This window comes from Caulobacter radicis, from assembly GCF_003094615.1.
In the GTDB taxonomy this organism is placed as follows: Bacteria; Pseudomonadota; Alphaproteobacteria; order Caulobacterales; family Caulobacteraceae; genus Caulobacter; species Caulobacter radicis.
Window position 1 is genome coordinate 71,134 of record NZ_QDKO01000017.1, and the last position, 18,705, is coordinate 89,838.

Below are 18,705 nucleotides of genomic sequence, written 5' to 3' on the forward strand. Positions count from 1 at the left end.
CGCCTCCTCGCTAATCGGCCGCGAGGCGAAGGAAAAGAGGTTTCGAGCAAAGTCCGCCCACGACTTGCCGTCTCGCGGCAATGACGGCACACATCGGCGGTTGTCGATGGGGGTTTCATGAGCAAGACCGAGCACGCGGCGGACGATCGCCACCTGCACCGCCTGGTGCTGTTTTCCGACGCGGTCTTCGCGATCGCCATCACGCTGCTGGCCATCGAGATCCATCCGCCCGAGCACTGGCATGGCGTCGCCGACCTGTTCGGCCAGATGGGCCACAAGCTGTGGGCCTATGCCGTGAGCTTCGCCGTGATCGGCGTCTACTGGATCAGCCACCGGCGGATCTTCGCCCGCCTGCGCGCCGCCAACGGCGTGCTCGACGTACTGAACCTGGCGGTGCTGGGCCTGATCGGCATGCTGCCCCTGGCCACGGAACTGCTGTGGGAGCACGCCTCGGGCGAGGCCACCCTCGTCTATGTCGGCCTGGTGGCGGCGATCGGCGTCGCCCTGTCGTTGGTCTGGGGCTATGCGGCCTTCGCCGGCGAGCTGGCCGGCCCGGTCCATCGCGGCGAGGCGCTGTTCACCCTGGCCCGCACGGCGATCGCGCCCGGCCTGATGTGCGGCCTGATCCTGTTCAGCCTGAACCATGTCTGGGGCCTGATCCCGTTGGCCGCCGCCATCGCCGCCTTCGTGGCCGGCGGCCGCTTCATGCGCCGCCGCGCGGCCGGCGCCGCCGAGACCACCGAGGAGGCCGCGGCCTGATGCGCATCGTCTCGGGCCAGTATCGCGGCAAGGCCATCGCCACCCCGCCGGGCGACGCCACCCGCCCCACCTCCGACCGCGCCCGCCAGGCCGTGTTCAACATCCTCGAGCACGCCGCCTGGGCGCCGGAGTTGCATGGCGCCCGGGTGATCGACGTGTTCGCGGGATCCGGCGCCCTCGGCCTTGAGGCGATCTCGCGCGGGGCCGCCAACTGCCTGTTCGTCGAGACCAACGAGGCCGCGCGCGGGGCGATCCGCCAGAACATCGACGCCTTCGGCCTGTTCGGCCAGACCCGCGTGCATCGCCGCGACGCCACCGACCTCGGCCCCCGTCCGGCCAGCGCCGGCGCGGCCTTCGACATCGCCTTCCTCGATCCGCCCTACGCCAAGGGCCTGGGCGAGAAGGCCCTGGCCGAACTGGTCGCCGGCGGCTGGCTGGCGCCGGGCGCCATCGTGGTGTTCGAGCGCGGCGTCGGCGAGCCCGATCCGGTGCTGGACGCCTTCGAGACCCTGGACGCCCGCGACTATGGCGCGGCCCGGGTGCTGTTCCTGCGGCTGCTGTAGGGCGCCACAATCTACCCGCTCGTCATTCCCGCCCTTGTGGCGGGAACCTCTCTGTCAGCCGCAAGGGCGGACGGGGCGGACTGCAAAGCAGTCCGCTTACGCTTCACGTGCGAGCGGAACCAGGGGTTCCCGCCACAAGGGCGGGAATGACGGGAAAGTAGAGAGCCCTACGGCTGCTTGCCCGGCCAGACCAGGAAGCCGTATTCGTCGCGACCGGCCGAGGTCCAGGTCGCATAGCCGTAGCCGCCCTGATGGCCGCCCTGGGCCGGCGGATAGGCGCTGTACCCGCCGCTGTCGTAGCGGCTCTCGCGGCTGTACTCGTAGCCCTCTTCCTGGCGCGAATAGCCCTGAACGGCGCCGCCCGCGGCATAACCGTTTTGGGCATAGGCCGGCGGCGCGTAGCTCGGCGCATAGGCCGGGCCGTCGTCATGACGACGGCTGTAGCGGTCGGGGGCGTAGTCCGGCTGCGGCGGGGGCGGCGGGAGATAGGCCTGAGGCGGCGGCGCGCCACGGTCGTCGACCCGCAGCGGCGGGCGGCCATAGCTCCAGCGGTCGAAGTCGCTCCAGCCGCGCTCGCCGTCGTCGCACTCCACCCGCTCCCAGCGATAGGCGCCGCCGGGACCGGTGACGCGGCGGTTGACGCATTCACCGGGCCGGGTGTCGGGCGGCAGGATCTCGGGATCGACCGGCAGGTTCGAGCGGTCGGGCGGACCGCCGGCCAGGCCGTAGCGATCCGCGGCGAGAACCGGCGAGGCCAGGGCGACCCCGGCGGCGAAAGCGATGAGAACGATGTGGCGCATGGGGGATACTCCAGGCCGCCAGTAGACCAGAGCCCGGCGAGCCGCGCGCGCTTTTTCGCCATGAAGGCGAGCTTAACCATTGTTCGACGTGGCTTTTCCCCGGCCCTATCCTCGCCTAGAGTGATTTCAAACAAATGTTCGGCAGGGGCGAGGCGATGGCGATCGAGGCGGTGATCTGGGATTTCGGCGGCGTGTTCACCACCTCGCCCTTCGAGGCCTTCCGCCGCTACGAGGCGCGCAACGACCTGCCCAGCGACTTCATCCGCGGCGTCAACGCCATCGATCCCGACACCAACGCCTGGGCGCGGTTCGAGCGCGCCGAGATCGATGCCGCCACCTTCGACGCCCTGTTCCTGGAGGAGTCCACGCGCCTGGGTCACGCCGTGCCGGGTCGCGACGTGCTGCCCCTGCTGTCGGGCGAGATCCGTCCCCGGATGGTGGCGGCGCTGAAGGCCTGCAAGGCGCGCTTCAAGGTCGGCTGCATCACCAACAATGTGCCGGGCGCGGGGCACGGCGCGGGCATGGCGTCTTCCGCGGAGAAGGCGGCCGCCGTGACCGAGATCCTGGGCCAGTTCGACGCCCTGATCGAAAGCTCCAAGGCCGGGGTGCGCAAGCCCGATCCGCGCATCTACGCGATGATGTGCGACCTGCTGGGCGTGGCGCCGGAACGTTGCGTCTACCTCGACGACCTGGGGGTCAACTGCAAGCCGGCCGCCGCCATGGGCATGGTCGCCATCAAGGTCTCCGGTGAAGACCAGGCGCTGGCGCAGCTTGCGGCGGCGACCGGATTGGCGTTCTGAAGGGGTCAGAAGCTTCAGGAGCCGCCTCCCAATGACCGCCCCCGTGACCGCCCCCGCCAAGATCGGCGCCGCCGCCGCCCTTTCCCAACTCACCGGCTGGACCGCCGCCGACGGCAAGGACGCCATCGAGAAGACCTTCCGCTTCGCCGACTTCAACGCCGCCTTCGGCTTCATGACCCGCGTGGCCATCGAGGCCGACAAGCGCGATCACCATCCGGAGTGGTTCAACGTCTACAACCGCGTCGAGGTGACCCTGACCACCCACGACTGCGACGGGGTGAGCGAACGCGACGTGCAGCTGGCGACGTTCATGGACGCGATCGCGGGGTAGGCGGCGCGCGCGCCAAGTCCCCAACCTCCCGTCATTCCCGCCCTTGTGGCGGGAAACCCTGGTTCCGCTCGCAGGTGAAGCGCAAGCGACGTGCTGGGCACGTCGCCCCTCCTGCCCGTGCGGCTGACAGAGGGGTTCCCGCCACAAGGGCGGGAATGACGGGACAATAGAGCGAAGCTCTCGACGGCGAACACCCCTTCCCCTCCTCCCGCATCCAGTTCAAACTATCGTTTGAATTACAGGGAGGACGCCGAATGGCGCAGACCACGGGCCGGGTCGCCGGCAAGAAGGCCTTCATCACCGGCGCGGCCCAGGGCCTGGGCGCGGCGGCGGCGCGCAAGCTGGCCTCGGAAGGCGCCAAGGTCGCCCTGGCCGACATCAATGTCGACGGCGCGAAAGCCGTGGCGGCCGAGATCAACGCCGCCCACGGCGCCGGCACGGCCTTCGCCTACGCGCTCGACGTCACCCAGGAAGACCAGTGGATCGCGGCCCTGGAAGCCGCCGCGGCCGACCTCGGCGGGATCTCGGTGCTGGTCAACAACGCCGGCGTCGCCGGCGACAAGCCGCTGGAGCAGATGGAATTCGACCTCTGGAAGAAGATCATGTCGATCAATGTCGACAGCGTCTTCCTGGGGGCCAAGCACGCCCTGACCCACATGCGCGCCCACCAGCCAGGCTCGATCGTCAACATCAGCTCGATCGCCGGCCTGATCGCCAACCACAACTCGCCGGCCTACAACGCCTCCAAGGCCGGGGTCTGGCTGCTGTCCAAGAACATCGCGCTCTACTGCGCCAAGCTCGGGCTCGACATCCGCTCGAACTCGATCCACCCGACCTTCATCGACACCCCGATCCTCGACCCGCTGAGCCAGCGCCTGGGCAAGGACGAGGCTCACGCCAAGCTCGGCCGGCAGATCCCGCTGGGCCACATCGGCGAGCCCGACGACATCGCCAATGCGGTGCTCTACCTGGCCAGCGACGAGAGCAAGTTCATGACCGGCGCCGAGCTGAAGCTCGACGGCGGGATCTCGGCGATGTGACGAGACGACCCTCTCCCTGTGGGAGAGGTGTCGCCGAAGGCGACGGAGAGGGGAGTGGCTGCGTCATCGGCCAAGACCGGTGGAAGCTGAGAACCTCCCCCCTCCGGCCCTTCAGGCCACCTCCCCCAGAGGGGGAGGATCTTTGATCGCGGAAGATGCTCCCCCTCTGGGGAAGCTGTCGGCGAAGCCGACTGAGGGGGCCCTACCGCGGCGCCCTCTTCGCCAGGATCCGCTGGAGGGTCCGGCGGTGCATGTTGAGGCGGCGGGCCGTCTCCGACACGTTGTGGCCGCACATCTCATAGACCCGCTGGATGTGCTCCCAGCGCACGCGGTCGGCGCTCATCGGGTTTTCCGGCGGGGCGGGCGCGGCGTCCTTGGCGGCCAACAGGGCGCGGGCCACATCGTCGGCGTCGGCCGGCTTGGAGAGATAGTCGACCACCCCGGCCTTAACCGCCGCCACCGCCGTGGCGATGTTGCCGTAACCGGTCAGCATGATGATCTTGGCGTCGGCGCGGGCGTCGCGCACGGCCTCGACCACCTTCAGGCCCGAGCCGTCCTCCAGCCGCATGTCGAGCACGGCATGGGCCGGCGCCTGGCTCTTCAGCGAGCCGATCGCCTCGGCCACCGAGGCGCACAGGGTCACCTCGAAGCCGCGCTGTTCCAAAGCTCGACCAAGACGGGTGCGCAGGGGCGCATCGTCGTCGAGCAGAAGCAAGGACTTGTCCGGCAGGGCCGCGACCAGTTCTCCGATATCCGCCATCAACTCAGCGCCTCCCCGCGCCATTACTCAACCGGGTGTCGTATCGCCATCTTGTCTACGACTTGCAAAACTTCGCAAGTCTTTCGTACTCAAACCCCGATGAAGCCGGGAGCTTCCATCGCCGGACGTGGCCAACGGGCCGCGACCACCGCGCCGCCGCGACGACCGTTCCTGAAATCCACGGCGGCGCCAGTCCGTTCCAGGAGGGTCTTGGCGATGAAGAAGCCCAGGCCCATGCCGATGTGGCCGGTGCGCGAGCCTTCGGCCCCCGGACGCGAGGTCACGTAGGGCTCGCCCAGCTTGGCCAGAACCTCGGGCGAGAAGCCGGGACCGTCGTCGCGCACCTCGATCAGGATCGAGCGCGGATCGAAGCGGGCCACGACGATCACCTCCGAGCGGGCGAAGTCGACGGCGTTCTCGACGATCGAGGTCAGGGCGTGGATCACCTCGGCCCGGCGCCAGACGTCGGGAGCCGACTCGCCGGAGGGGCCGTTGACCACCGCCTCGACCCGCACGCCGTGGATCATGTGCGGCTCGATGATCTCGTGCACCAGCTGGGTCAGGCTCATGCGCTCGTGCACGGCGTCCTGGGCCTCGGGCATTTCGGTCAGGCGCTGCAGGATCTCGCGGCAGCGGGCGGCCTGGCCGATCAAGAGCTCGGCGTCCTCGCGGGTCTGCTCGTCGGGCGCGCCGCGCGCCATCTCGCGGGCGACGACCGAGATGGTGGCCAGGGGCGTGCCCAGCTCGTGCGCCGCCGCGGCCGCCAGGGCGCCCAGGGCCGACAGGCGCTGCTCGCGGGCCAGCACGGTCTCGGTGACGTTGAGCGCCAGCTCCATGCGGGCCGACTCCGTCGCCGCCTGCCAGGCGTAGAGACCGGTGACGACGATGCCGAGGATCCGGGCCGCGACGATGCCGGACATCAGCGAGGCCTCCGGCCGGGGCGGCGAAACGCCGACGGCGACGGGCAAGGGCATGTAGAGGAAGGCCAGCACGATGGTGGCGATCACCGCCAGCACGCCCAGGCCCAGGGCATAGCGCGCCGGCAGGGTGGCGGCCGCCAGGGTCACCGGCGCGATCAGCAGCAGCGAGAACGGGTTGTAGACCCCGCCCGTCAGGTACAGCATTCCCGACAGTTGCAGGATGTCGAAGGCGATCTGGGCGGTGGCCTCGACATCACGGGCCAGGCGCTGGCCGGTCGAGGCCAGGCCGATCAGCACGTTCAGCCAGGCCGACAGGGCGATCAGCGAGAAGCACAGGGCGTAGGGAATCTGCCGGTCGAGGACCAGGCCGCAGAACAGCACCGTCACCGACTGGCCGGCCACGGTCAGCCAGCGTTGGGCGATCAATGTTCGAACGCGAAGGCGTCCCTGGCGCAGCCCGGGGCCGGCCCAGGACCAGTCGTCGCTGTCTTGCGCACCTGCGCCGTCGGGCCTATCGAGCCCGTCGGGTGATGGTTTCTTCGGCGCGTCCTTGAACGAAGCGTCGGCCATGACGCCACATTAAGGCCAGAAATTTCGATCTGGCGAGCCCCAAAGGATGCAAACCCATGAACCGCAACCGCCTGATGGTCCTGGCTGTGTGCATCGTGGGGGTCCTGGCGGCCGGCGCGCTGATCGTCCAGAGCGGCGTCTTCCGCCCCGCGCCCAAGCCGGCGGCGGTGGGCGGACCGTTCCAGCTGGTCGACTATGACGGCAAGCCGACGAACGAAAGCGTGCTGAAGGGCAAGTGGAGCGCGATGTTCTTCGGCTTCACCTACTGCCCAGACGTCTGCCCCGGCACCTTGCAGGCCCTGGCGACCGCAAGCGACCAGCTGGGCCCCAAGGCCAAGGACCTGCAGATCGTGATGATCTCGGTCGACCCGGCCCGCGACACCCCGGCCCAGATGAAGGCCTATCTGACCGCCGGCCACCTGCCCAGGAACATCGTCGGCCTGACCGGGACGCAGGAACAGGTGGATGCGACGGTGAAGACCTACCGCGCCTACGCCGGCAAGGTCGGCGACGGCCCCGACTACAGCGTCGACCACTCCACGGCGATCTACGTCATCGACCCCAAGGGCCGCTTCGACCGCGTCATCGCCTACAGCAGCCCGCCCGAAGAGATAGCCCGCCAGCTGAAGGCGGCGATGGAAGGTCGCTGAACCCATTTTTTGCATCGCGGCGCCGTTAGGTTACCTCAGGGCTGTACCTTCTTAACGGCCGGCGTGTTATGTTGCAGCGCACAATCGCTGGAGACGGCATGCTCTACGCCCTGCACGAAGCGAGCTTCTACGCCTCGACCCCCATGCGCCTGGCCGCCCGCGCGGCCCGGGACTTCTGGGGCTCGCCGCTGAACCCGGCCGCCAACACCGAACTCGGCCGGCGGCTCTATGCGGGCGCGGACCTGTTCTCCAACGTCACCCGTCGCTACGGCAAGCCCGACTGGCGCATCGACACGGTCAAGATCAACGACGTCGACGTGCGCGTGCGCCCGACCGTGGTCTGGCAGAGCCCGTGGGCGCGGCTGATCCAGTTCGACCGCGACATGGCCGACATGCGCCGGGCCGGCAAGTTCGAGCTGGACCCCGCCGTGCTGATCGTCGCGCCGCTGTCGGGTCACTACGCCACGCTGCTGCGCGGCACGGTCGAGGCCTTCCTGCCCGACCACGCGGTGTTCATCGTCGACTGGCAGAACGCCCGCGAGGTCTCGGTCTTGCAGGGCCGTTTCGACTTCCACGACTATATCGACCACATCCGCGACATGCTGCGGGTGCTGGGCCCGCGTCCCAACGTGCTGGCCGTCTGCCAGCCCGGGCCGCCGGTGCTGGCCGCCGCCGCCCTGATGGCCGAGGATGGCGATCCGTCGCGCCCGGCCAGCATGACCTTCATGGGCTCGCCGATCGACGCGCGCCTTTCGCCGACCGTGACCAACAACCTGGCGGAGGAAAAGCCCTTCACCTGGTTCCAGTCCAACATGATCTACACCGTGCCCGCGCCCTATCCGGGCATGGGCCGGCGCGTCTATCCGGGCTTCGTGCAGCTGGCCAGCTTCATGAGCATGAACGCCGACAAGCACCAGGAAGCCCACCGCCGCTACTTCAACAGCCTGGTCGAGGGCGACGGCGACGGGGCCGACAAGCACCTGGAGTTCTACGACGAGTACCTGTCGGTGCTGGACCTGACCGAAGAGTTCTATCTCCAGACCATCGACATCGTCTTCCAGCGTCACCTGCTGCCCAAGGGCGAGCTGATGCATCGCGGCCGCAAGGTCGATCCCGGGGCCATCACCGACATCGGCCTGATGACCGTTGAAGGCGAGAAGGACGACATCTCCGGCATCGGCCAGACCCAGGCCGCCCACGACCTGTGCTCCAGCCTTCCGGCCGACCTCAAGGAAGACTACGTCCAGCCGGGCGTCGGCCACTACGGGGTGTTCAACGGCCGCCGGTTCCGCGAGGAGATCTATCCCAAGGTCCGCGACTTCATCCTGCGCACCGATCCCAACTTCGCCGGCAAGAAGGCCTAGGCGGCCGGCCTCCGGAGGCGGCGATCGCCGGGACGGACCGGGGCGGTGTAGAGGCCGGGAGCGGCCGGACCACCCTCGCCCAGTTGCGCCAGCGACAGCCGCCGCCGACCGCCGTCGAGCGAGACGAAGACCTCGGCCTTGGCCCGCGCCAGGGCCTCGGCGCTGACGGCCTGCAGCTTGATCTCATGCAGGAAAGGCTCGGCCCGACCATCCGCCGCCCCGGCCTGCCACGAGCAGGTCAGACCCTCGCACCAGCTTCGAAACACCACGCAGGCGCCGTCCACGCAGGTCTGGCGCAGGCCGTCGGCCGCCAGCGTGACGAGGTTATCGCTGGCGACGAACCGCACCGTCACCCCCAGCCGCGCCACCGCCTCGGGCGAAGCCTCGACAGGCCAGCCGTCACGGACGACGCGATGGAAGCCGACCACTTCCGAGGCCGGCGCGTAGTCGCGCGTCAGGCAGAACGGTTCGGACAGGCAGACGAGGTCGAGCACGAAAACCTCCGGGAGAGATTTCGATCCTATCGCAGGTCTGGCGAGCGCGCCGCACCGCGAAAGGCCTCTTCGTCCATCGGAGAGGCGAAGGCGGCTCTTGCGCGCCGGCCCGGCGGGCGCGATCTAGGAGCGTGATGAACCTCTTCCGCCCGCAGCCCAAGGCCGCTCCCCGACGCTTCGCCGACGGCGACCGGCTGGAGATCGAGCGCTGCGCCGTGCGGCTGAAGGTCGACGGCCGCGCGCGGCGGGTGTCGCTGCGGGTCGATCGGGCCAAGTCCGAGATCGTCGCCATCGCGCCCAACCAGCGCCGGCTGACCGAGGCCGTGGCCTTCGCCCACGAGAAGGCCGGCTGGATGAGCCTGCAGCTGGCCGCCCTGCCCGGCCGCCAGGTGATCGAGCCCGGCGGCGTGCTGAAGATCTGGGGCAAGGCCTATCGGCTGGAGGTTGGTCCGGGCCGGGCGCGGATGACCGAGGATGCGCTGATCGCGCCCGACGACGCCAACTGGTCCTTGAAGATCCTGCGGCTGGTCAAGCACCGGGCGCTGGAGATCCTGACCGAGCGCACTATCCATCACGCCGGACGGCTGGGACGGCCGACGCCGTCGGTGGCGGTGGCCGACCCCAAGGCCCGCTGGGGCTCGTGCCGGCCCGCCCGCCCCGGCGCGCCGGCGGCGATCCGCTACAGCTGGCGGCTGGTGCTGGCGCCGGCGGCGGTGGCCGACTACGTCGTCGCCCACGAATGCGCCCACCTGGTCGAGGCCAATCACGGCCCGCGCTTCTGGGCGCTGTGCGAGACCCTGATCGGCGATCCCGCGCCGCATCGCGCCTGGCTGCGGGCGCATGCCGCCGAACTGCACGCGATCTCGGCGTGAGGGCTGCGAGAACCCCGCCCTTCGACAGGCTCAGGGTGAGGTTCTCGACTGTCGCGGCCCGTCGGTAGCCCTTATCCTGAGCTTGCCGCCCGGGTCCGACCAACGGTCGGCCCGAGGATGAACTCTGGACGAGGGCGGGCCAGGACCTGCTTTAGAGCTGGCCCAGCATGTAGTCGGCCGACGAGACCTTGAATTCGCCGGCTTCCTCGACGTTCAGCGTCTCGACCACGCCGTCCTTGGCGATCAGCGAGTAGCGTTGCGAGCGCGAGCCCATGCCGAACTTGCTGCCGTCGAAGTCCAGGCCGATGGCGCGGGTGAAGTCGCCGTTGCCGTCGGCCAGCAGCAGCACTTCGTCCGAAATGCCCTGGTCGGCGCCCCAGGCCTTCATCACGAAGACGTCGTTGACCGAGATGCAGGCGATGGTGTCGACGCCCTTGGCCTTGAGTTCGGCCGCCTTCTCCTTGAAGCCCGGCAGGTGCTTGGCCGAGCAGGTCGGGGTGAACGCGCCGGGGACGGCGAAGAGGGCGACGGTCTTGCCCTTGAAGAGGTCGTCGGAAGTGACCGGAGCGGGGCCTTCGGCCGTGCTGGTCATGAACGTGGCCGCCGGAAGCGTGTCGCCAACCTTGATCGCCATGGTGTGATCCTGTGCTGAAAGGGCCGTCCGGAGATAAAGCGTCCGGATCGGTTCGCCAATAACGTGGTTTGACTTGAAACCGACGCGTTGTGTGCCGATCCTCAACAGATGGACGCTCCCGAGACCGCTCCCCTCGACGGCGAGGGCCAATTCCTGACCGGCCGGCTCCTGGTGGCCATGCCCGGCATCGAGGACCCGCGCTTCGAGCGCGCCGTCGTCTACCTGTGCTCGCACGACGACGAGCAGGCCATGGGCCTGGCTGTCAACCGCCCGGTCGAGGGCCTGACGGTGTACGAGCTGCTCGACAAGCTGGGCGTCGAGCCCGAGGTGCGCGCCCCCAGCGACCTGGTCATGCTGGGCGGCCCGGTCGAGCGCGAGCGCGGCTTCGTGCTGCACACCGACGACTACGTCTCGCCCGACTCCACCTCGCCGGTGGCCGACGGCCTGGCCCTGACCGTCACCCGCGACGCCCTGGACGCCCTGGGCAGCCGCATCCACCGCCCACGCCGCGCCATCCTGGCTCTGGGCTATTCCGGCTGGGGCCCCGGCCAGCTGGAGCAGGAACTGCGCGACAACGTCTGGCTCATCTGCGACGCCGACGAAGCCCTGCTGTTCGGCGACGACCACGAGAGCAAGTGGACCCGCGCCCTGGCCAAGATCGGGATCACCGCCGATCACCTGTCGGCCCAGGCGGGACGGGCTTAGAGACCCTCTCCCCGAAGGGAGAGGTGGCCCGAAGGGCCAGAGGGGGTGAAAAACTCGACGCCTCCATCCACTCCAAACACCATGAACACTTCCCCCTCCGTCGGCTTCGCCGACACCTCCCCCTTCGGGGGGAGGATCTTCGATCCCGAACGCAAAACGGGCGGCCCCTTTCGGAGCCGCCCGCTGCATTTTCAGGTCGCCCTGAAGGCCGTCATCAGGTGTTGACGGCTTCCTCCGGGGTCACTTCGGCCTTCTTCGACAGGTCTTCACCCGTCGTCTGGTCGACGACCTTCATCGACAGCTTGGTCTTGCCGCGGTCGTCGAAGCCCAGGAGCTTCACCTTGACCATCTGGCCTTCCTTCAGCACGTCCGACGGCTTGGCGACGCGTTCGTTGCTGATCTGGCTGACGTGGACGAGGCCGTCCTTGGCGCCGAAGAAGTTCACGAAGGCGCCGAAATCGACGACCTTGACGACCTTGCCGTCGTAGATCGCGCCGACTTCAGCTTCCTGCGTGATCGACTTGATCCAGTCGATCGCGGCCTTGATCTTGGCGCCGTCCGAGGCCGAGACCTTCACGGTGCCTTCGTCGTTGATGTCGACCTTGGCGCCGGTGGTGGCGACGATCTCGCGGATCACCTTGCCGCCGGTGCCGATCACTTCACGGATCTTGTCGGTCGGGATGGTGATGGTCTCGATCTTCGGAGCGAACTCGCCGACGTCTTCACGCGGCGCTTCCATGGCCTTGTTCATCTCGCCGAGGATGTGCGCGCGGCCTTCCTTGGCTTGGGCCAGGGCCTGCTCCATGATCGCGGGCGTGATGCCGGCGATCTTGATGTCCATCTGCAGCGAGGTCAGGCCTTCGCTGGTGCCGGCGACCTTGAAGTCCATGTCGCCCAGGTGATCTTCGTCACCCAGGATGTCGGACAGAACGGCGAAGCCGTCCTTTTCGAGGATCAGGCCCATGGCGATGCCCGACACCGGACGCACCAGCGGAACGCCGGCGTCCATCATGGCCAGCGACGAACCGCAGACCGTGGCCATCGAGGACGAGCCGTTCGACTCGGTGATCTCGGAGACCAGACGGATGGTGTAGGGGAAGTCTTCCTTGGCCGGCAGCATCGGGCGCAGGGCGCGCCAGGCCAGCTTGCCGTGACCGATTTCGCGACGGCCCGGCGAACCCATGCGGCCGGTCTCACCCACCGAGTAGGGGGGGAAGTTGTAGTGCAGCAGGAAGGATTCCTTGTAGGTGCCTTCCAGGGCGTCGATGAACTGCTCGTCGTCGCCGGTGCCCAGGGTGGCGACCACGATCGCCTGGGTCTCGCCGCGGGTGAACAGGGCCGAACCGTGGGTGCGCGGCAGGATGCCGACTTCGCCCAGGATCGGACGGACGGTGCGGACGTCACGGCCGTCGATGCGGATCCCGGTGTCGAGGATCGAGCGACGGACGATGTCGGCTTCCAGTTCCTTGAACACCGAAACCAGCTTCAGCGGATCGATGCCGGCCGGGTTCGCATCGCTCTTGGCGAAGGTGTCGATGGCCTTGGTCTTGGCGGCGCCGAGGGCGGCGACGCGGTCGGCCTTGGTGCGGATCTTGTAGGCGTCGGCCAGGTCCTGACCCACGGCCTTCTTCACTTCGGCCTTCAGGGCGTCGGTGTCTTCGGCCTGGAAGTCGAACGGCTCCTTGGCGGCGTGTTCGGCCAGGTCGATGATGCCGTCGATCACGGCCTGCATCTGCTGGTGGGCGAAGTTGACGCCGCCCAGGACGATCTCTTCCGAGAGTTCCTTGATTTCGCTTTCGACCATCATCACGGCGTCGGCGGTGCCGGCCACGACCAGGTCCATCGCGCTTTCCTTCAGCTCGTCGAGCGTCGGGTTCAGCACGTACTCACCGTTCACCCAGCCGACGCGAGCCGCGCCGATCGGGCCCATGAACGGGGCGCCCGACAGGGTCAGGGCGGCCGAGGCGGCGACCATGCCGATGATGTCGGGATCGTTCTCGAGGTCGTGCTGCAGCACGGTGACGACGACCTGGACTTCGTTCTTGAAGCCCTTGACGAACAGCGGGCGGATCGGACGGTCGATCAGGCGGGAGACCAGGGTCTCCTTTTCCGACGGACGGCCTTCGCGCTTGAAGTAGCCGCCCGGGATCTTGCCGGCCGCGAAGGTCTTTTCCTGGTAGTTGACCGTCAGCGGGAAGAAATCTTGGCCGGGCTTCGCCTTCTTGGCGAACACGGCGGTGGCCAGGACGACGGTTTCGCCCATGGTGGCCAGAACGGCGCCGTCGGCTTGACGGGCGATGCGACCGGTTTCGAGGACGAGCGTCTTGCCGCCCCACTCGATCGTCTTGCGCTTGATATCGAACATTTTTCTTCTTTCGGTTCCCGCGGGCGGATTCCCGTCGGGGACGGACAGGGGCCGGACGGCTTAACGGAAGCCGGGCCGATGATCCTCATCCAAGGTTCGACAGGCGGGGGTTTGAGGACGTGAACCCTCGGACGTACGGAGCACCGGACCTTCTCAGGCGCGGAGCCCTTGGATCTTCCGCCCCGGCCTGTCTCGGAGCGTCGATCCCAAATAGCGTTCCGCCGCCTTACCGGGGTAAGGCGGCGGAAATGCGCCTTAGCGGCGCAGACCCAGCTTCTCGATGAGAGCCGCGTAACGGCCTTCATCGGACTTCTTCAGGTGGTCGAGGAGACGGCGACGCTGGGAAACCAGCTTCAGCAGGCCACGACGGCTGTGGTTGTCCTTCTTGTGGGTCTTGAAGTGCTCGGTCAGGTTCGAGATGCGCTCCGAGAGGATCGCGACCTGGACTTCAGCGCTGCCGGTGTCACCCTCGGTGCGGGCGTGCTCGGCGATAAGAGCGCTCTTGCGCTCGGCAGTGATCGACATCGGGTTGTCTCCGCTCAGGTGAGTTGGAAGACCCGCACCGGATTGAGCTTTCCGGCGCGCATCTCGCACAAGGCCACCAGGCGTTCTCCGGACATGGCGGAAACGGTGCGATCACCGGGCATGAGCTCGGCTTTCAGCGTTTCCACCTGCCTGGGTAGCAGAACGATGGCGCGTCCTTGCGCAAGCCGGAAGGCGTCTTCATCGGTCACGGCCAACGCCGGGATGTCGTCCAGCGCGGTCTCGACCGGAAGCAATGCCTCCGACAGTCGGGCCTCATAGCCCAAATTCTCTAGAGTTTCCAGACTTATCGCCGAGTCCTCGGTGAACTGGCCGACCCGCGTGCGGCGAAGCTGGCTGACATGTCCACAGGCGCCGAGCGCCGCCGCCAGATCCCGGACCACGGCGCGCACATAGGTGCCCTTGCCGCATTCCATCTCCAGCTCCACATGGTCGGCGTCGGGAACCGACAGCACGCGCAGGCCGTGGATCGTCACCTTGCGGGTCTGGAGCTCGAACTCCACCCCGTCGCGCGCCAGGTCGTAGGCCCGCTCGCCGTCGACCTTGATGGCCGAGAAGTTCGGCGGCACCTGGTCGACCTCGCCGACGAAGGCCGGCAGGGCCGCCTCGATCGCCTCGATCGCCGGCCGTACGTCGGACGACGCCGTCGTCTCGCCCTCGCGATCCAGGGTGGTGGTGTTGCGCCCCCACTCGATGGTGAAGCGATAGGCCTTGTCTGCGTCCATCAGGAACGGGACGGTCTTGGTCGCCTCGCCCAGGGCCAGCGGCAGGATCCCTGTGGCCAGCGGGTCCAGCGTGCCGGCGTGGCCGGCCTTCTGGGCGTTGAACGCCCGGCGCACGCGGGAAACGGCGCTGGTCGAGGTCAGGTCGTAGGGCTTGTCCAGGCACACCCAGCCCGAGACGGCGTCACCCTTCTTGCGGCGCGCCATGGCTCAGTCCTCGTCTTCGTCCAGCACGTCGGACAGGCGGCGCTCGGTGTCCTGGCGCACGCGCGGATCGAGGAACAGCTTGTCCATATAAGCCGCCGTGCCGAAGCTCTCGTCGTGGATGAACTTCAGGTCGGGCGTGAACTTCATGTCGATCGACCGGCCCAGGCGCCCGCGCAGGAACTTGGCCACGCGGTTCAGGCCCTTGATGATCTCGTCGACGTTCTGGCTCGCGCCCTGGTCGGCCAGGCCCGCGCCCAGCGGCTCGACGAAGCAGATGGCGTGCTTCAGGTCGGGGCTCATGCGCACTTCGGAGACAGTGACCGAGACGCCGGCCAGGGCCTCGTCGGCCAGCTCTTCCTCGCGGAGGATGTCGACCAGGGCGTGACGGATCAGTTCGCCGGCGCGGAGCTGGCGTTGCGACGGACCGGTCGGTCCATCCTTGGATTTGTCGGAATGGCGCTTCATGGCGCGGATAGCCTTTGCAGCCCGGCCGGCGGATCGAACGCCGGTAGCGCGGGGGAAAATCGAAGGCGCGGTGTCTAGGCGCGTGAGGCGGAAAAGTCCAGCCAAACGATCCTCCCCCTGAAGGGGGAGGTGTCGGCGAAGCCGACGGAGGGGGATGTAGCCTGCAAGCCAGCAGCCGCCCTCAAATCAGCAGGAACTTCCCCCTCCGGCCCTCCGGGCCGCCTCCCCCTTCAGGGAGAGGATCATGGTCACGCCCCCGTCCGCTCCCGGAAGAACGCCACCACCCGCCGCGCCGCCGCCATCCCCGCCCCGTCCGGGCGATCCCGGTCCAGATGCAGGGTCAGCACCGAATGCGGCGGGATCACGCGGTAGCCGTTGGCGTCGGCGTCCTCGAGCTCGATCAACTCGGCCCGCTCGCCGAACTCGGCCTTCAGCCGCGCGAAACGGCCGTCCTGCACGTGCCAGTCGGTCTTGTAGCGCAGGGCGATCAGCGACAGGTCCTCGGCCTCGAACCGCCGCCTGGCGCAGGCCAGCTCCTCGGCCGACAGATCAAGGTCGCCCTTGGCCGTCACCGGCAGGGAGGGCTGAGACAGCACCGGCGCCACGACGCAGGGCTCGGTCATCATCGCCAGGGCGAAGCCGCCGGTGACGCACATGCCCACCGCCCCGACGCCCTTGCCGCCGCACTCGGCGTGGACCTGCCTCGCCAAGGCCCGCAGCCAGTCGACGATCGGGCTCGACTTGCCGCCGCGCCACAGATTGAACTCGCGCCGCACGCAGGCGATCTGCAGCGACGACGCCGCGCCGTAGCCGCGACTGACCGGCCGGCCGGGCTCGCCGAACAGGCTGGGGCAGAAGACGGTCATGCCGGCGGCGGCCACCTCGCGGGCGAAGTCCAGCACGCCCGGATGCAGGCCGGGGATCTCGTGGACGACGATCACCGCCGGTCCTGTTCCCATTCGCCAGACCGAGCGGCTCCAGCGGCCGTCGTCGAACTCGAACCGGGAAAAGCCCTCGAACACGTCGCCCATCGCCCGCCCCTCGCCTTTGTTCGTCCGTCAGCCCGCCTTCGGCCCGATCAGGAACTGCTCGACCCTGCCGTCCGGCGTCAGCCGCATCGACACCGACAGGGTCCGTCCGCCGAAGGCCGCGTCGAAACCATGCCAGGTCATGCCGCCGCGCACTTGCACGCCCTGGCCCTCGAGCATGCGCAAGGGTCCAAGCGGAGAAAGGCTCTGCTTGAAGTCGGCCAGGCGCGCGGCCGTGAACCAGGCCTTGCCGTTGGCCGTCAACAGGGCCTGGTCGATCGTCCCCGCCTGCAGCTGGGCGACCAGGATCCGCGCCGTCGCCGCCGGCCCCGTCGAAGGCCGCAGCAGGAAGGCGATGCGCTGCGCGATGGCCGTCTGCGGCTCGCCGAAATCGGCGTTAGAAACCACGGTCACCGCCCGCTTCTCGCTGGGCCAGACGGTGTTGCTGGTCAGCACGCCCGACAGCATGCCGCCATGACTGATGCTGGTGACCCCGTCGCGCACCTTGACCGAAACACCCAGGCCATAGCCGGCGGGAGCCCCGCTCGACAGATCGACCGACGTGGTCATCGCGTCCCATGACGATGGCTTCAGCAGCTCGCGGCGGATCATCGCCCGGTTCCAGCGCGCCAGATCCGACGGCGACATGGCCAGCTCGGCCGCGCCGAACAGCCAGCCGGGACCTTCCTTGTCCGCCGCGACCACGGCCCCCAGGCCATAGCGGGTGTAGTGGCCGGCGTCGGGCGGCGACAGCGCCTTGCTGTCGTCCTCGGTGACGCCGCTCATGCCCAGGGGATCGAAGATCCGCCGCTTGAGAAAGGAAAACAGCGGCTCGCCCGAAACCTTCTCGACCACCAGGCCGGCGATGACGAAACCGGTGTTGGAGTAGCGCCATTGCTCCCCGGGCGGATAGTCCAGCGGGATGCGCGCCCAGCCGTCGAGGATCTCCTGCTGCGTGGTCGGCGCGCGCATGGCCTCGAACACGAAGTCCTGGGGCCAGTAGTCGCGATAGCCGGCGGTGTGCGACAGCACCTGGCGCAGGGTGATCTTATCGCCGTCGGTCAGGCCGGGCAGGTACCTGCCGACCGGGTCGTCCAGCGAGACCTTGCCGTCCTCGACCAGCAGCAGGATCGCCGCGGCGGTGAACTGCTTGCTGACCGAGGCGACGCCGTAGCGGGTGGACGTGGTTGCGGGAATGGCCGGCGACAGGCGCGCCAGGCCGTAGGCCTTGGCGTAGACCGGCTCGCCATCCTCGACGACGGCCACCGAGGCCGAGGGCGCGCCGGTGGCGGCCAGCACCTCGGCGGCGATGGCGTCGACCTGGCGGGCCTTGTCCGGCGACAGCGGCGCGGCGAACGCGGGAAACGTCCCAGTCAGCGCCAAGGTCGACACCAGCACGCCGCCCGCCAGAACCGTCCGTCGCCGCATTCGATAAGCCCCCGTCGCAAAGCCCGCAGACTGAGGGCGAGCCGGGCGCGAAGGCAAGGCGCCTTACAGGATCACGCCCGCATGGGCCGGCATCTGGATCAGGTTGAAGAAGGTCAGCACCGGTTCGCCGTGCTGGTTGCTCACCCGCGTGAAGGTGCGGATGGTCCCGCGATCGGGCTTGGAGCGCGAACGCGCGACCTCGACGATCTCGCGATGGACGGTCAGGGCGTCGCCGGGACGCACGGGCCTCAGCCAGGTCAGCTCGTCGATGCGGATGCCCAGCATGGGCGTGGCCCCGAACGGCGCGGTGTCGACATATTCGCGCATCACCCGCGAGGCCACGTGCCAGCCGCTGGCGATGATCCCGCCGAACCGGCCGGTCGTGGCGGCTTCCAGGTCGACATGCATCGGCTGGGGATCATAGGCGCGGGCGAAGTCGAGGATCTCGGCCTGCGACAGCACGAACGGCTGGCCCGTCCAGGTTTCGCCGACGGTCAGGTCGTCCAGGTAGCGGTCGGTCATCAGCAGATCCCGAAACGACAAAAGGCCCCCGCGAAAGCGAGGGCCATTTGTAGAAGATTTGGGTGCGGGGACAGGATTTGAACCTGTGACCTTCAGGTTATGAGCCTGACGAGCTACCGGGCTGCTCCACCCCGCGGCAGGGGTATAATCGTGAGTAGGGTTC

Annotated in this window: 21 protein-coding genes and 1 tRNA gene; 9 read left to right on the forward strand and 13 right to left on the reverse strand. The window is 68.4% G+C overall.

Annotation, left to right across the window (positions count from 1 at the left end):
- The first annotated feature begins 117 nt into the window (after positions 1–117).
- The gene (locus tag DDF62_RS10545) at positions 118–759 is read left to right on the forward strand and encodes a TMEM175 family protein (RefSeq protein ID WP_116489078.1); all 642 of its coding nucleotides are present in this window, start codon (positions 118–120) and stop codon (positions 757–759) included.
- Positions 759–1,322, forward strand: a complete 564-nt coding sequence (gene rsmD / locus DDF62_RS10550; RefSeq protein ID WP_116489079.1) for a 16S rRNA (guanine(966)-N(2))-methyltransferase RsmD — start codon at positions 759–761, stop codon at positions 1,320–1,322. Before DDF62_RS10545 ends, rsmD begins: the two co-directional genes overlap by 1 nt.
- A gap of 167 nt (positions 1,323–1,489) precedes the next feature.
- Here the strand turns inward: rsmD and DDF62_RS26645 are convergent, their stop codons facing one another.
- Positions 1,490–2,122, reverse strand: coding sequence for a hypothetical protein (locus DDF62_RS26645; protein ID WP_116489080.1), 633 nt, complete (start codon positions 2,120–2,122; stop codon positions 1,490–1,492).
- A gap of 155 nt (positions 2,123–2,277) precedes the next feature.
- Here DDF62_RS26645 and DDF62_RS10560 point away from each other — a divergent pair, with 155 nt between their 5' ends.
- From DDF62_RS10560 to DDF62_RS10570, 3 genes are all read left to right on the forward strand, one after another.
- Entirely contained in the window at positions 2,278–2,922 is a 645-nt protein-coding gene (locus DDF62_RS10560) for an HAD-IA family hydrolase (protein ID WP_116489098.1), read from the forward strand.
- Positions 2,923–2,953: 31 nt separating this feature from the next.
- The gene (locus DDF62_RS10565; RefSeq protein WP_116489081.1) at positions 2,954–3,253 is read left to right on the forward strand and encodes a 4a-hydroxytetrahydrobiopterin dehydratase; all 300 of its coding nucleotides are present in this window, start codon (positions 2,954–2,956) and stop codon (positions 3,251–3,253) included.
- A gap of 254 nt (positions 3,254–3,507) precedes the next feature.
- A complete protein-coding gene (locus DDF62_RS10570) occupies positions 3,508–4,293 on the forward strand; it encodes an SDR family oxidoreductase (protein ID WP_116489082.1) in 786 nt (261 codons plus the stop codon).
- A 202-nt stretch (positions 4,294–4,495) separates the two neighbouring features.
- Here the strand turns inward: DDF62_RS10570 and spdR are convergent, their stop codons facing one another.
- The gene (gene spdR, locus DDF62_RS10575) at positions 4,496–5,053 is read right to left on the reverse strand and encodes a stationary phase response regulator transcription factor SpdR (protein ID WP_058348705.1); all 558 of its coding nucleotides are present in this window, start codon (positions 5,051–5,053) and stop codon (positions 4,496–4,498) included.
- An 89-nt stretch (positions 5,054–5,142) separates the two neighbouring features.
- Positions 5,143–6,543 carry an ActS/PrrB/RegB family redox-sensitive histidine kinase gene (locus tag DDF62_RS10580; protein WP_116489083.1) on the reverse strand — a complete coding sequence of 467 codons (1,401 nt, stop codon included), beginning with the start codon at positions 6,541–6,543 and terminating at the stop codon, positions 5,143–5,145.
- 56 nt (positions 6,544–6,599) lie between these two features.
- Between DDF62_RS10580 and DDF62_RS10585 the strand changes: the two genes are divergently transcribed.
- Together DDF62_RS10585 and DDF62_RS10590 are read left to right on the forward strand one after the other, a co-directional pair.
- A complete protein-coding gene (locus DDF62_RS10585; protein WP_116489084.1) occupies positions 6,600–7,193 on the forward strand; it encodes an SCO family protein in 594 nt (197 codons plus the stop codon).
- A 98-nt stretch (positions 7,194–7,291) separates the two neighbouring features.
- Positions 7,292–8,557, forward strand: coding sequence for a polyhydroxyalkanoate depolymerase (locus tag DDF62_RS10590; RefSeq protein ID WP_116489085.1), 1,266 nt, complete (start codon positions 7,292–7,294; stop codon positions 8,555–8,557).
- Here the strand turns inward: DDF62_RS10590 and DDF62_RS10595 are convergent.
- Positions 8,554–9,051 (reverse strand): hypothetical protein, encoded by a 498-nt coding sequence (locus DDF62_RS10595; protein WP_116489086.1) that lies wholly within the window; start codon positions 9,049–9,051, stop codon positions 8,554–8,556. The genes DDF62_RS10590 and DDF62_RS10595 overlap by 4 nt on opposite strands.
- A gap of 134 nt (positions 9,052–9,185) precedes the next feature.
- On the opposite strand from DDF62_RS10595, the gene DDF62_RS10600 reads away from it, so the two are divergent.
- A complete protein-coding gene (locus tag DDF62_RS10600; RefSeq protein WP_116489087.1) occupies positions 9,186–9,923 on the forward strand; it encodes a M48 family metallopeptidase in 738 nt (245 codons plus the stop codon).
- Between the two features lie 151 nt (positions 9,924–10,074).
- Here DDF62_RS10600 and DDF62_RS10605 read toward each other — a convergent pair whose 3' ends face one another.
- Entirely contained in the window at positions 10,075–10,557 is a 483-nt protein-coding gene (locus tag DDF62_RS10605) for a peroxiredoxin (protein ID WP_116489088.1), read from the reverse strand.
- A gap of 108 nt (positions 10,558–10,665) precedes the next feature.
- On the opposite strand from DDF62_RS10605, the gene DDF62_RS10610 reads away from it, so the two are divergent.
- Positions 10,666–11,262, forward strand: a complete 597-nt coding sequence (locus DDF62_RS10610) for a YqgE/AlgH family protein (RefSeq protein WP_116489089.1) — start codon at positions 10,666–10,668, stop codon at positions 11,260–11,262.
- Between the two features lie 214 nt (positions 11,263–11,476).
- On the opposite strand, the gene pnp is transcribed toward DDF62_RS10610, so the two are convergent.
- The 8 genes from pnp to DDF62_RS10650 form a co-directional block, all read right to left on the reverse strand.
- Positions 11,477–13,627 carry a polyribonucleotide nucleotidyltransferase gene (gene pnp, locus DDF62_RS10615; RefSeq protein WP_116489090.1) on the reverse strand — a complete coding sequence of 717 codons (2,151 nt, stop codon included), beginning with the start codon at positions 13,625–13,627 and terminating at the stop codon, positions 11,477–11,479.
- 255 nt (positions 13,628–13,882) lie between these two features.
- Positions 13,883–14,152: a 30S ribosomal protein S15 gene (gene rpsO / locus DDF62_RS10620; RefSeq protein WP_058348691.1), complete on the reverse strand. Its 270-nt coding sequence runs from the start codon at positions 14,150–14,152 to the stop codon at positions 13,883–13,885.
- 14 nt (positions 14,153–14,166) lie between these two features.
- Positions 14,167–15,099: a tRNA pseudouridine(55) synthase TruB gene (gene truB / locus DDF62_RS10625; protein WP_116489091.1), complete on the reverse strand. Its 933-nt coding sequence runs from the start codon at positions 15,097–15,099 to the stop codon at positions 14,167–14,169.
- Between the two features lie 3 nt (positions 15,100–15,102).
- Entirely contained in the window at positions 15,103–15,564 is a 462-nt protein-coding gene (rbfA, locus tag DDF62_RS10630; protein ID WP_116489092.1) for a 30S ribosome-binding factor RbfA, read from the reverse strand.
- 248 nt (positions 15,565–15,812) lie between these two features.
- A complete protein-coding gene (locus tag DDF62_RS10635) occupies positions 15,813–16,595 on the reverse strand; it encodes a dienelactone hydrolase family protein (protein WP_116489093.1) in 783 nt (260 codons plus the stop codon).
- 27 nt (positions 16,596–16,622) lie between these two features.
- A complete protein-coding gene (locus DDF62_RS10640; RefSeq protein WP_116489094.1) occupies positions 16,623–18,020 on the reverse strand; it encodes a serine hydrolase domain-containing protein in 1,398 nt (465 codons plus the stop codon).
- 63 nt (positions 18,021–18,083) lie between these two features.
- Positions 18,084–18,542: a MaoC family dehydratase gene (locus DDF62_RS10645; protein WP_116489095.1), complete on the reverse strand. Its 459-nt coding sequence runs from the start codon at positions 18,540–18,542 to the stop codon at positions 18,084–18,086.
- Positions 18,543–18,601: 59 nt separating this feature from the next.
- A tRNA-Met gene (locus DDF62_RS10650) sits at positions 18,602–18,678 on the reverse strand.
- Positions 18,679–18,705: the final 27 nt, after the last annotated feature.

Bases quoted from the DNA above. Each gene is read 5' to 3' on its own strand.
- truB (WP_116489091.1), bottom strand. From the start codon at position 15,099: ATGGCGCGCCGCAAGAAGGGTGACGCCGTCTCGGGCTGGGTGTGCCTG.
- DDF62_RS10590 (WP_116489085.1), top strand. From the start codon at position 7,292: ATGCTCTACGCCCTGCACGAAGCGAGCTTCTACGCCTCGACCCCCATG.
- DDF62_RS10580 (WP_116489083.1), bottom strand. From the start codon at position 6,543: ATGGCCGACGCTTCGTTCAAGGACGCGCCGAAGAAACCATCACCCGAC.
- DDF62_RS10570 (WP_116489082.1), top strand. From the start codon at position 3,508: ATGGCGCAGACCACGGGCCGGGTCGCCGGCAAGAAGGCCTTCATCACC.
- DDF62_RS10645 (WP_116489095.1), bottom strand. From the start codon at position 18,542: ATGACCGACCGCTACCTGGACGACCTGACCGTCGGCGAAACCTGGACG.
- DDF62_RS10610 (WP_116489089.1), top strand. From the start codon at position 10,666: ATGGACGCTCCCGAGACCGCTCCCCTCGACGGCGAGGGCCAATTCCTG.
- DDF62_RS10640 (WP_116489094.1), bottom strand. From the start codon at position 18,020: ATGCGGCGACGGACGGTTCTGGCGGGCGGCGTGCTGGTGTCGACCTTG.
- DDF62_RS10585 (WP_116489084.1), top strand. From the start codon at position 6,600: ATGAACCGCAACCGCCTGATGGTCCTGGCTGTGTGCATCGTGGGGGTC.
- pnp (WP_116489090.1), bottom strand. From the start codon at position 13,627: ATGTTCGATATCAAGCGCAAGACGATCGAGTGGGGCGGCAAGACGCTC.
- rpsO (WP_058348691.1), bottom strand. From the start codon at position 14,152: ATGTCGATCACTGCCGAGCGCAAGAGCGCTCTTATCGCCGAGCACGCC.
- spdR (WP_058348705.1), bottom strand. From the start codon at position 5,053: ATGGCGGATATCGGAGAACTGGTCGCGGCCCTGCCGGACAAGTCCTTG.
- DDF62_RS10560 (WP_116489098.1), top strand. From the start codon at position 2,278: ATGGCGATCGAGGCGGTGATCTGGGATTTCGGCGGCGTGTTCACCACC.
- rbfA (WP_116489092.1), bottom strand. From the start codon at position 15,564: ATGAAGCGCCATTCCGACAAATCCAAGGATGGACCGACCGGTCCGTCG.
- DDF62_RS10545 (WP_116489078.1), top strand. From the start codon at position 118: ATGAGCAAGACCGAGCACGCGGCGGACGATCGCCACCTGCACCGCCTG.
- rsmD (WP_116489079.1), top strand. From the start codon at position 759: ATGCGCATCGTCTCGGGCCAGTATCGCGGCAAGGCCATCGCCACCCCG.
- DDF62_RS10565 (WP_116489081.1), top strand. From the start codon at position 2,954: ATGACCGCCCCCGTGACCGCCCCCGCCAAGATCGGCGCCGCCGCCGCC.
- DDF62_RS10605 (WP_116489088.1), bottom strand. From the start codon at position 10,557: ATGGCGATCAAGGTTGGCGACACGCTTCCGGCGGCCACGTTCATGACC.
- DDF62_RS26645 (WP_116489080.1), bottom strand. From the start codon at position 2,122: ATGCGCCACATCGTTCTCATCGCTTTCGCCGCCGGGGTCGCCCTGGCC.
- DDF62_RS10600 (WP_116489087.1), top strand. From the start codon at position 9,186: ATGAACCTCTTCCGCCCGCAGCCCAAGGCCGCTCCCCGACGCTTCGCC.
- DDF62_RS10635 (WP_116489093.1), bottom strand. From the start codon at position 16,595: ATGGGCGACGTGTTCGAGGGCTTTTCCCGGTTCGAGTTCGACGACGGC.